The sequence below is a fragment of the Oleiphilus sp. HI0080 genome, assembly GCF_001635135.1.
The window spans coordinates 1-11,543 of record NZ_LWFU01000338.1 but is presented as its reverse complement, the minus strand read 5'-3'; the positions used below and the strand labels follow the sequence as shown (position 1 = coordinate 11,543).

The window sequence follows — 11,543 nt, the reverse complement described above, 5'->3', positions numbered from 1 at the left end:
CAATGTAAACCGAACAGCCGGGCGGCAAGAGTATAGAACGCGCTTCAATCTCCCGATCAAGACCAGAAACCTGGATCGACATAACGCCCTCCAGAGACAGACACAGCGTCGCTGCCCCTTGCAACAAGTGAAGAGGTTCATCCAAACGCCCCAAATAAAGCGTCCGTTCCTTCCAAAGATAGAGCAAAGATTTACTGTTCATATTGTTATTTTTAAATAGCAATCGCCTACAAAATCAGACTAACGCGTCATAAGAAATTAATCACATTAGATCGTGTTATTCGTGACCTTAAACTCAAATCATCACAAAAAACCAGAAGAGCATCAGTTTCTACAAGCGCTCACTATTTAAGCAGCTCTATGCTGTGCGCCACTGATGTTGTGAGTTCAGTATAAAAATAAATATGAGGACACGATCAATGAAGAAGCTTAAGAAAACCCTAGCCCTAACAGCTGCACTAACCTGCGCATCTGTTGCTCCTGCACAGGCAGGCTGGTTTACCGATTTATTTGATAACAAGGAAGCAGATACTAAGCACCCCATGATGCTGGTACCTGGAATTTTTGCCTTCGACAGCATTTCAATTGTTGATTACTGGCACCAGATCCCGGGCCACCTTGAATCAGAAGGCGGAGAAGTCTATGTTGCGGCGATTAACGCTTTTGACAGCTCTGTTGGACGAGGCGAAGACCTGATTGAGCAACTGGAAAACATCAAAGCCGCATCAGGCGGCAGTATCCATAAGTTTAATCTACTTGGGCATAGTCAGGGAGGCATCACCTCTCGCTATGTAATGGAAACCCGTCCCGATCTCGTTGCTTCGGTCACCACAATTCATACACCCAACAAAGGTACTCCAGTTGCAGACCTTGTGAATAGCGCATTTCCACCAGCAACAATTGGAGGCACTCTGTTCTCAGCCTTTGCCAACACCGTCGGCGATCTTGTTAACCTGCTTTCTGATAACACCAAAGACAAAGCCGATATTTTCGCAATGCTCAGCGAATTTACCGAAGCTGGATCTGCCCAGTTTAATGCGACCTATTCACATGGAGTGCCGGCGACAGCTTGTGGCGGCGGCGACCAAGTTGTAAACATCAATGGCAACGACATCCGCCTCTATTCTTGGAGCGGCGATCGAACAGCCACCACCGTATCGTTTGACATTTCAGATCCGTTATTCGGCATTACCACATTGGCATTTCTTGGCTCAGGCGAGCGTAACGACGGTATTACTGGCGTATGCTCATCGCATTTCGGTAAGGTAATTAAGGATAGCTACAACTTAAATCACCTCGATGCGAACAATCACGTGTTTGGTTTGACCAACATCTTTGAAACAGATCCAAAGACAATCTTTAAAAATCACGCCAAGCGCTTAAAGAACGCTGGCTTGTAAACTTTTAATGAGCGCAGTTCTCTGCGCTCATTCCCCCTTACCTTTAGATGCATTTGTGGTTTTTTTGATAATGGTTAACGAAACGGAAAAACAATCTTCATGGGCGGCCCGTGCTCTGCACTCGCATTTGGCCATCAAAACCACAGTCGCCATCTCCGTTACCTTTGCGGCTATTTTCATTATCTCGCCCGGCGTATTTAAAAGTGACCAACGCAATACAAATCAACAGCAAGGGATAGCAAGCACTGTTGTCACTGCGGAGCAGGCAAAATCGATTAACGCAGCACTGCATCAACAGCCAGTAAACCTTGATGAGGAAGCACTTGCATCGCCAGAATCTATTGCAGGCCTAGACTACGCACTTTCTCATCTAATCGATGATCAAGGCCATCTAGTTCCCTCACGATCCATCCGCCATATGTTCGACTCATACCTAACTGCACTTAATGAAACAGACCTTGAAAGTATCATCAAACTCATCCAGGCAGAAATAAATGAGACCTTTTCTGAACCGGCTCGTAGCGATGCGCTCTCACTATTGAAACGCTATCTTGACTATAAAATTGACCTTATCGATTTTGAAGAGGAATTTTCGACTACCAATGAAAATGGGAGTGATCTTGAAAGAATCATCGCAAGCCAACTAGCTCTGAAGGAGTTTCGCACGAACTTTTTCAATCACAGTGAATACGAGAGTTTCTTTGAAGAAGACGATGCACATAATGCCTTTATGATCGAACAGATGCGCATCAATCAAGACGAGCAACTTAGCACTAAGGAAAAGGCTCAAAAACTGGATCAAGCCCTCAGCCTATTACCCGAATCAAGCTTAAAAAGCCGAAAACGTATGCTCTCTCACACTCAGTTACGGACAGAAGTTAGCCAAATACGAGCGAACGGCGGAAGCGAAGATGAAGTCTTCGCTGCCCGCGAACAGGCGCTTGGTGCGCAGGCTGCAATAGACCTAAGAAAGCTCGATGAGCAGCGAGCTTCATGGCAAGACAAACTTGGCATATTCTCTCACGCGCGCAATCAAATCTTGAGCTCGAGCATGACCGAAAGCGATCAGAACAAAGAAATCGAAAGATTGCTGGACGAACAGTTTGAGGCAAGTGAGCACAAGAGAGTCATCGCTTTAATGAACGACGGACGCCTCAAGTAAACGCAACCTAGAGATAAGACGAAACCCTCCAAATTTTTCTTGCCTAACAGATTAGAAATCTCTATATTGCAAATACGAATTATTATTATTTGCAATATAGAGGCACATCATGAAACCGACATACCTTCTTTCAACCCTAGTCCTTTCTCTCAGCATTGGCTCGGCCGCATACGGCGAGCAGCCGGAGCACTTTAAAGGCAAGACATTTACGGAGCTTTCTCAAGCTGTGGCCGTTTTTAACGATTACAACCAGCGCTTTGAAGATAAATTGAACGGGGAACTGGACTCCCTTGCACTGCATGAGATCCACGAATTGACCTACACCATGGAAGACGCTTTGGCTTTCATCACCAGCTCAATGTATACCGTAGCCGAAGATCTGGAGGCCGTGCATCAGGCAACTGAATACGCAAATGCCGATAAAGTTCGCGAAAGCGGAGCCAGGTACCTTAACGCATCACGCCAAATCATTAAGTAAGAGGCATTAAAAAGGGAGGCGACAAACCTCCCTTTGCGTTAAAAATTCCAACTATTTGCGTTTCAGTAAGGCATATTTACCTCTAAAACGCGCACAGGCTTTTCCCTCAGAATTGTTCGCAACCACGTCCAGTTCAAACACCGCTTTACCATGCCGCTCGAAGCTCTCTTTAAAGTGTTGAAGTGATTCTTCATCTGGAGATACCGCCTCTGCGTGGAGATCCTCATTAAGCGGACGCAGATATTCGATCTCGGCTTTCGCAACAACCAGCTCACCATCGAGCCCTAGTTCTTGCGCCTTGATAGAGCTCATACCCCACGCTGTCGAAACACATAAGACATAAATACTGCCACCAAACGCCGTACCCTTATCGTTGATATTGGGTTCTAGCGGCGCCTTAAAAACCAGTTTTTCGCCATCATAAGAGTGCACGGAGATCTCCGCCGCACGCGCCAAAGGCACATTGAGCATAAAGAAATCCTGCAAGGCTCGGCTGGCAATCTCGTGTTGTGAACGGGTGAAGTGCTTAGTCATATCGTGTTCCGGTCAATCTTTGCTAATACTCGCTATACGCTTACAAAAAAGGAGCTCACATGAGCTCCTTTTTCACGAAAGCCGCGAGCGATATATCATACCGCTAGCGCGCTATTTGATCAGCTAAAGTTAGACTTCAGCGTCAGCAACAACGTCTTTCATCGTCAACTTGATACGACCACGGTTGTCAACATCAAGGACCTTCACTTTAACCATCTGACCTTCAGAAAGCACGTCTGTCACGTTCTCGATACGCTCTTCAGCAATTTGCGAGATGTGAACCAAACCATCTTTACCAGGTAAGATATTAACGAATGCTCCAAAGTCGACGATGCGCTCAACTTTACCTTCGTACACCTGGCCAACCTCTGCTTCTGCAGTGATTGCCATGATCTTGTTGATGGCAGCTTGTGCGCCGTCGTTGTTTTCAGCGTAAACGCGGATTGAGCCATCGTCTTCGATGTCGATCGCAGCACCAGTCTCTTCAGTGATAGAACGGATAGTCGCACCACCTTTACCGATAACGTCGCGAATCTTGTCAGGGTGAATCGACAAAGAATGCATCGCAGGCGCTTTATCTGAAAGGCTCTCACGTGGGTTGTCGATAACCTTGTTCATTTCACCGAGAATGTACAAACGAGCATCTTGAGCCTGCTTAAGCGCAATGGTCATGATCTCTTCGTTGATACCTTCAATCTTGATGTCCATTTGAAGTGCTGTAATACCTTCATCAGTACCAGCAACTTTAAAGTCCATGTCACCAAGGTGGTCTTCGTCGCCAAGGATGTCTGTAAGAACTGCGAAACCTTCGCCTTCCTTAACAAGACCCATCGCGATACCAGCAACTGGTGCAGCGAGTGGAACACCCGCATCCATCAATGCCAAGCTTGAGCCGCAAACAGACGCCATAGAGCTTGAGCCGTTCGATTCAGTGATTTCTGAAACGATGCGCACTGCATACGGGAATTCTTCCTCGTTAGGCATAAGCGCTTGAACACCACGCTTCGCAAGACGACCGTGACCAATCTCACGACGACCTGGCGCACCCATACGACCACACTCGCCTACAGAGTAAGGAGGGAAGTTGTAGTGCAACATAAAGTGTTCTTTGGTATCGCCTTCAAGTGTGTCAACGATCTGTGCGTCACGCGCTGTACCAAGAGTAGTAGCAACGATTGCCTGTGTTTCACCACGGGTAAACAATGCAGAACCGTGCGCATTTGGCAGAACGCCAACTTCAACAGAAATTGGACGAACCGTGTCGTTTGCACGGCCATCGATACGAGGTTCTTTTGCAATAATACGGCTACGAACAACCTGCTTCTCAAGCTTGCTGAAGTACGCTTTAACGTCTTCTTCGCTTGCAGCGCCTTCTTCGCCTGTTGCGATTGCCGCAACGGCTTGGTTGCGCAACTCAGAAAGCGCGCTGTAACGCTCCATTTTGTCACTTGTGCTGTAAGCCTTGGTAATGCCCTCTTCGAACTGAGACTTGATAGCATCAGCTAGAGTCGTATTCACTTCTGGAGCAGCCCATTCCCATTGCTCAGTGCCAACTTCGGCAGCAAATTCTTTAACTGCTGTTATCACTGCTTGCATCTCTTTATGCGCAAACAATACCGCACCTAGCATTTCGTCTTCAGTAAGCTCTTTCGCTTCTGATTCAACCATCAGTACCGCGTCTTGTGTACCTGCGACAACCATGTCTAGAAGAGAATTACGGATCTCTTCGTTCGTCGGGTTCAGCGAGTAACCATCTTCATCAGTGAACGCAACACGCGCTGCACCGATTGGGCCTGCAAATGGAATACCTGAAATGGCGAGTGCCGCAGAAGTACCGATCATTGCCGCGATATCTGGATCTTGCGTTTTGTTTGCAGACATAACCTGACAAACAACCTGAACTTCGTTTACAAAACCATTTGGGAATAGCGGTCGAATTGGACGGTCAATCAAGCGCGAAGTAAGCGTTTCTTTTTCGCTTGGACGATTCTCACGTTTGATGTAACCACCAGGGATTTTACCAACCGAGTATTGGCGCTCTTGGTAGTGAACAGAAAGAGGGAAAAAGTCCTGACCAGGCTTTGCTTGCTTCGACGCAGTCACTGCGACTAATACACACGTATCATCGATTGTAACCATCACAGCGCCTGCAGCTTGTCGTGCAATGCGCCCTGTTTCTAGCGTGACGGTTGAGTTTCCATATTGAAATTGTTTAGTTACCGGATTCACATCGGCTCCTTTACGTTATTTACTGACTAAAAGGTCGCTTCACACATCACTACAACTAAAGCTTTATGCTTGAATGCTCTTTTAACGGATTTAGGTCTACTTGTTCCCAACTCGACGAAAAGCACTCAGCGATAAAACTTTACTGCAACGCTGCAAAACTCCCTACTTGATAAGCCCCACCCATGCGGGGCACTACTAAAAATACTTTATCTTATCTGCAACGCAAGATCGCGATGCCTTTAAAACGAAAATACCGGAGCGCTCACAGAGCGCTCCGGTACTACAACTACCTTTGGGTTTGGCTTAAAACCATAGACCCTATCGATCTCAACGTAACGATAATAGCGATTATCGACGTAGACCTAGACGACCAATCAAAGAAAGGTAACGATCTGCATCTTTTCCTTTCAAATAGTCTAGCAACTTACGACGCTGGTTAACCATACGGATAAGACCGCGACGTGAGTGGTGATCCTGTTTGTTTGACTTGAAGTGACCTTGAAGCTTGTTGATATTGTGCGTCAACAAAGCAACCTGTACTTCAGGAGAACCGGTATCACCTTCAGCTTGTTGGTAATCTTTAAGAATTTCTGCTTTTTCAGCTGCACTTAGTGCCATGATATTTTCCTCAATATGCTAAGTTAAAACCCAGAAACCGCGCATACGTACAGTTTAGGGCTAATACCTATTGGCAAGCGTCTTACGACTCCGCCATAAAATTTAAAAGCCGTTTTGGCTTGGCTTCACCGTCGTTAACTTCTACTACGCCGGCAAACAACCATTCTTCACCAAGCGCACTCGCCTTGGCGATATTCAAAATTGGCCCAACTAAATCCTCTACAGCTTGCTTTGGCGCATAAACACGATGCAGGCCAGAGTTTTCAGCGGGCGATATTCTAACCGGTTGCCCTTGCAATAGCGACCTTGTTTGGGAATTATTTACACTAATATGCGGTAAATTTGGTAACAAAATGTCTATCGGCTGAAGAAACGCATCAAGATGCTCAATCTTGCCTTCCAGGCTTTTCAGATCCTCAAGCGTCACCGTCTCTGATAACTCGAAATGCCCCGCCCTAGAGCGCCGTAACATAGAGACGTGAGCACCACACCCTAGCTCAAGACCAATATCTTCAACCAAAGAACGGATATACGTGCCCTTGGAGCACTCAACATACAAAGACAAAGTGTCTCTGGTCACGTCATCAAGGCGGAGTGTTGGCACGTTAATCGGCCTTGCTTCTCTTTCTACCGTTATCCCTTTTCTAGCCCACTCATAGAGTGGGCGCCCCTGATGCTTTAGTGCGGAATACATGGTGGGAACTTGCAATGTCTCACCACGAAATTTCTCTAGAACGGATTCAACAATCTCTTTATTTAAAACAGGCAGGTCACGCGTTTCGACAACCTCACCTTCACTATCACCGCTTTCGCGAATCTCGCCAAGTTGCGCTGTTGTATAATACGCTTTATCCGATTCAAGAAGATATTTGGCAAACTTGGTTGCCTCACCAAAACAAATTGGCAAAACACCCGTCGCGAGGGGGTCTAAAGCCCCGGTGTGACCTGCACGACGAGCATCGTACAGCCATCGAACCTTTTGTAGAGCGCCATTACTCGTGATATCTAAAGGCTTGTCGAGTAACAGCACACCATCTAAAAGTCGACCTTTTTTACGCCTCCCCATACAGCAACAGCGACTTAAACGTCGTCTGATTCTTCAGAAGAAGACGTTGAGTCTTTCTTACGCGCTTTAGTGATCAACGCATCAAGCTTACGACCATGACCGACCGAGCTATCAAAATGAAAGCGCAATTGAGGAATGGTGCGCAGCTTGATCATTTTGCCCAACTGACTGCGCAAAAAACCAGCCGCAGAATTCAATGCTTTCAGCGTCTGCTTAACAGAATCTGAGTTAGCATCGTTTTCCTCAAGCGTGAGCAAGGTGATGTAAACGTCGGCGAAACCGAGGTCACGCGCAACATTAACATCATTTATCGTCACCATTCCGACACGAGGATCTTTCATCTCGGTACGAATCAAAGTCGCCAAATCCTTTTGAATTTGATCGCTAATTCGATCAGTACGGCTAAATTCTCGTGCCATTCAGGTACTCCTACTCGTTACTGCTTATGCCAAGGTACGTGCGATTGATACTTTATCGAAGACTTCGATCTTGTCTCCAACTTTCACATCGTAGTTCTTAACACCGATACCACATTCCATTCCGTTACGAACATCATTCACATCGTCTTTAAAGCGTCTAAGTGACTCAAGCTCACCCTCAAAAATCACGATATCATCTCGCAAAACACGGATTTTCTTGTTTCGGTAAATTGTGCCTTCAATCACCATGCAGCCAGCGACTTGGCCAAACTTAGGCGACTTGAACACATCACGCACTTCGGCAACACCGACAATATCTTCACGGAATTCAGGAGCCAACATTCCACTAAGCGCTTGCTTAACGTGATCGATGATTTCGTAAATAACGCTGTAGTAACGAAGATCTAGACCTTCCTCTTCAATAATCTTTCTTGCTTGCGCATCCGCACGAACATTAAAACCAAATACTACTGCATTGGTTGCAAGCGCCAAACTCGCATCAGTACCGGTGATACCGCCAACACCACTACTCACAATCTTGACCTGAACTTCATCGTTTCCAATGTCATTTAATGCAGCTGTCAACGCCTCAAGAGAGCCACGAACATCTGTTTTAAGGACAATGTTTAGCGTTTTAACTTCATCAGAGCCCATGTTTGCGAACATATTCTCTAGTTTCGCCGCCTGCTGACGCGCCAAACGATCTTTACGTTGCTTGTCCGCACGGAACTCAGCCACCTCACGCGCCTTGCGCTCATCAGCAACAACAACAAAATCATCACCTGCGTCAGGCGTGCCGTTCAGACCAAGAATCTCAACTGGAATAGAAGGGCCAGCCTCTTCGGTTGCACGGCCAGCTTCATCCATCATGGCTCTAACACGCCCATAGAATGTGCCCGCAATGACGATATCGCCACGCTTAAGCGTACCATTCTGAACCAGAACTGTAGCGACAGCACCTCGACCTTTATCGAGACTAGATTCAACAACAACGCCTTTCGCTGGGGCCGATGGAACCGCCTTCAACTCGAGCATCTCTGACTGGAGCAAAACGGCATCCAGCAGTGCATCAATACCGTCTCCCGTATGAGCTGAAACAGGGACAAACTGCACGTCACCACCCCAATCTTCGGGAATAACGTCTTTTGCTGCTAGCTCATTTTTTACCCGATCAGGATCGGCAGCTTCTTTGTCCATCTTGTTAACCGCAACAACGATCGGTACACCTGCTGAACGAGCATGCTGAACCGCTTCTTCAGTTTGCGGCATCACGCCATCATCAGCTGCAACAACAAGAATAACGATATCTGTACTCTGAGCACCACGCGCTCGCATTGCAGTAAATGCTGCGTGTCCGGGTGTATCTAGGAACGAAATCATTCCGTGGCCAGTCTCTACATGGTAGGCACCGATATGCTGCGTAATACCACCAGACTCTCCCGCAGCAACTTTTGCTCGACGAATGTAATCAAGCAAAGACGTCTTACCATGATCGACATGCCCCATAACACTGACAACTGGAGCTCGGGGCCGCTCTTCGCCTTCGTAATTAATTCCTTCAATCAAGGCAGTTTCAATCGCATCTTCCTGGAACAACTTCACTTTATGGCCCAACTCTTCAACCACGAGCGTTGCTGTTTCCTGATCGATTGTCTGGTTCTGCGTCGCCATAACGCCGAGCCCCATAAGAGTCTTGATAACCTGTACTGCCTTTAACGACATCTTGTCAGCTAGCTCGCTAACAACAATGCTTTCACCAATAGATACTTCTTTCACAACGGGGGCACTCGGTTTTTCGAAGGCATGCGTCTTCTTACGCTTCTTCGCCTTCAGTTTACGAGGCTGAATTTCTTCCTCGATTGCATCCTCATCAAGGATCGTCTTCGCCGCATTAACTGCGTGAATATCAATTTCTTCTTCACGCTGGCGAGGTCCACGATGACCAGCGGACTTCTTGTGCTTGTTCCGCTTGTCATCAGAACTATCATCACGCTCTTCATGACCCTTTTTCTTGGAACGCTTCTTCGCTTTGTCTGCCTCAGACTCAGGGGCAGGGGCAACGCTTTTCGGACCAGGCTTGGCATTTTGCTTGCTGGCTGTTTCTTCTGCCACGCGCTTCGCCTCAGCTTCAGCTTTTGCTTTTTCCTCTTCTTCACGTTGCTTGGCTATCGCATCTCTACGAGCCGCATCTTCGGCCTCTTGCTTCGCTGCGATTGCATCCTGTTCAGCTTTCTGTTTCTCAAGCTCTACGCTTGCTTCTGGACGCTTAACATAGGTCCGCTTCTTACGCACCTCAACATTAACCGTCTTGGTTTTGCCCTGACCACCGCTCATCTTCAGCGTTGTTTGCGTTTTGCGCTTCAACGTAATGCGTTTCGGTTCAGAATCCGCCTCACCATGAACACGCTTTAAGTGCGCAAGAAGCTCTCGTTTTTCATCAGGTGACACAGTACCATCTGCTCCACGTGCATCGAGTCCTGCGTCAACAATTTGCTGCAGAAGACGCTCTATCGGCGCACCGATATCTTCCGCTAGCTGTTTAACTGTTACATCTGACATTACTATATTTCTCCCGACTCGACGTCTCTTAGTCTTGGCTCTCTTCAAACCATGGTGCACGAGCTGTCATGATAAGTTCACCGGCACGTTCTTCAGTCATGCCCTCCACTTCCATCAACTCATCAATTGATTGCTCTGCTAGGTCTTCCATCGTAATTACGCCGCTACTTGCAAGCGTTAGCGCCAAGTGACGATCCATTCCTTCCATATTCAACAAGTCTTCAGCCGGCTCACTTCCTTCCAGCTTCTCTTCTGTTGCTAGCGCCTGATTCAACAAGGCGTCTTTTGCACGACGACGCAACTCTTCAACGATATCATCGTCAAACGCATCGATCGCCAACATCTCTTCTAAAGGTACGTATGCTACTTCCTCGAGAGTTGTGAAACCTTCATTAACCAATTCAACGGCTAATTCTTCATCAACATCTAAGGCTTTAACGAACTGATCTACATACTTACCAACTTCTTCTTCCTGCTGCTTACCCGCTTCCTCTTCCGACATCACGTTCAGCTCCCAACCGGTGAGCTGAGCTGCCAAACGCACGTTCTGACCGGCTCGACCGATCGCCATCGCAAGATTTTCATCAGAAACAGCAACGTCCATAGAATGCGTATCTTCATCAACAACGATCGATGCAACCTCGGCCGGCGCCATTGCATTGACCACAAGTTGAGCTGGGTTGTCGTCCCAAAGAACGATATCGATACGCTCGTTGCCAAGCTCACCTGAGACAGCCTGCACGCGCGCTCCACGCATACCCACACATGCGCCAACAGGATCAATACGCTTATCATTGGTCTTGACCGCGATTTTTGCACGCGAACCTGGATCTCGCGCTGCACCACGAATTTCAATGACTTCCTCGGAAATTTCAGGCACTTCGATGCGGAACAACTCGATAAGCATTTCTGAAGCTGAGCGGCTAAGGATCAATTGTGGACCACGAAGATCCTGACGAATCTCGAGCAATAACGAACGAACCCGATCGCCCATTCGAAACACTTCACGACCAACCAAGTTTTCACGAGGAAGCAGCGCTTCGGCATTATTCCCCAGATCAACAATCACATTATCACG

At 47.3% G+C, this 11,543-nt stretch carries 10 protein-coding genes and 1 pseudogene; 3 read left to right on the top strand and 8 right to left on the bottom strand.

Going from position 1 to position 11,543, the window contains the following annotated elements; genetic code table 11:
- Nucleotides 1–202: pseudogene (locus A3751_RS23415) on the bottom strand (hypothetical protein); the annotation flags it as partial.
- A 217-nt stretch (nucleotides 203–419) separates the two neighbouring features.
- Here A3751_RS23415 and A3751_RS04625 point away from each other — a divergent pair.
- The 3 genes from A3751_RS04625 to A3751_RS04615 all read left to right on the top strand — a co-directional run bounded on the left by A3751_RS04625 (nucleotide 420) and on the right by A3751_RS04615 (nucleotide 3,040).
- Entirely contained in the window at nucleotides 420–1,400 is a 981-nt protein-coding gene (locus tag A3751_RS04625; RefSeq protein WP_068452748.1) for a triacylglycerol lipase, read from the top strand.
- Between the two features lie 70 nt (nucleotides 1,401–1,470).
- On the top strand, nucleotides 1,471–2,562 hold the full coding sequence (locus tag A3751_RS04620) for a lipase secretion chaperone (protein WP_197466175.1): 1,092 nt from the start codon (nucleotides 1,471–1,473) through the stop codon (nucleotides 2,560–2,562).
- Nucleotides 2,563–2,671: 109 nt separating this feature from the next.
- Complete coding sequence (locus tag A3751_RS04615) at nucleotides 2,672–3,040, top strand: DUF6746 family protein (RefSeq protein ID WP_068452743.1); 369 nt, start codon at nucleotides 2,672–2,674, stop codon at nucleotides 3,038–3,040.
- A gap of 51 nt (nucleotides 3,041–3,091) precedes the next feature.
- On the opposite strand, the gene A3751_RS04610 is transcribed toward A3751_RS04615, so the two are convergent.
- The 7 genes from A3751_RS04610 to nusA form a co-directional block, all read right to left on the bottom strand.
- Complete coding sequence (locus A3751_RS04610; protein WP_068452742.1) at nucleotides 3,092–3,574, bottom strand: YiiD C-terminal domain-containing protein; 483 nt, start codon at nucleotides 3,572–3,574, stop codon at nucleotides 3,092–3,094.
- A 129-nt stretch (nucleotides 3,575–3,703) separates the two neighbouring features.
- Nucleotides 3,704–5,803: a polyribonucleotide nucleotidyltransferase gene (gene pnp / locus A3751_RS04605; protein ID WP_068452740.1), complete on the bottom strand. Its 2,100-nt coding sequence runs from the start codon at nucleotides 5,801–5,803 to the stop codon at nucleotides 3,704–3,706.
- A gap of 348 nt (nucleotides 5,804–6,151) precedes the next feature.
- On the bottom strand, nucleotides 6,152–6,421 hold the full coding sequence (rpsO, locus tag A3751_RS04600; protein WP_068452738.1) for a 30S ribosomal protein S15: 270 nt from the start codon (nucleotides 6,419–6,421) through the stop codon (nucleotides 6,152–6,154).
- An 82-nt stretch (nucleotides 6,422–6,503) separates the two neighbouring features.
- On the bottom strand, nucleotides 6,504–7,487 hold the full coding sequence (gene truB, locus A3751_RS04595; protein WP_068452735.1) for a tRNA pseudouridine(55) synthase TruB: 984 nt from the start codon (nucleotides 7,485–7,487) through the stop codon (nucleotides 6,504–6,506).
- 14 nt (nucleotides 7,488–7,501) lie between these two features.
- The gene (rbfA, locus tag A3751_RS04590; protein WP_068452733.1) at nucleotides 7,502–7,906 is read right to left on the bottom strand and encodes a 30S ribosome-binding factor RbfA; all 405 of its coding nucleotides are present in this window, start codon (nucleotides 7,904–7,906) and stop codon (nucleotides 7,502–7,504) included.
- Between the two features lie 24 nt (nucleotides 7,907–7,930).
- Nucleotides 7,931–10,465, bottom strand: a complete 2,535-nt coding sequence (gene infB / locus A3751_RS04585; protein ID WP_068452730.1) for a translation initiation factor IF-2 — start codon at nucleotides 10,463–10,465, stop codon at nucleotides 7,931–7,933.
- A 28-nt stretch (nucleotides 10,466–10,493) separates the two neighbouring features.
- Nucleotides 10,494–11,543: transcription termination factor NusA (gene nusA / locus A3751_RS04580; protein ID WP_068452728.1), on the bottom strand; the 1,050-nt coding region annotated here is incomplete at its 5' end.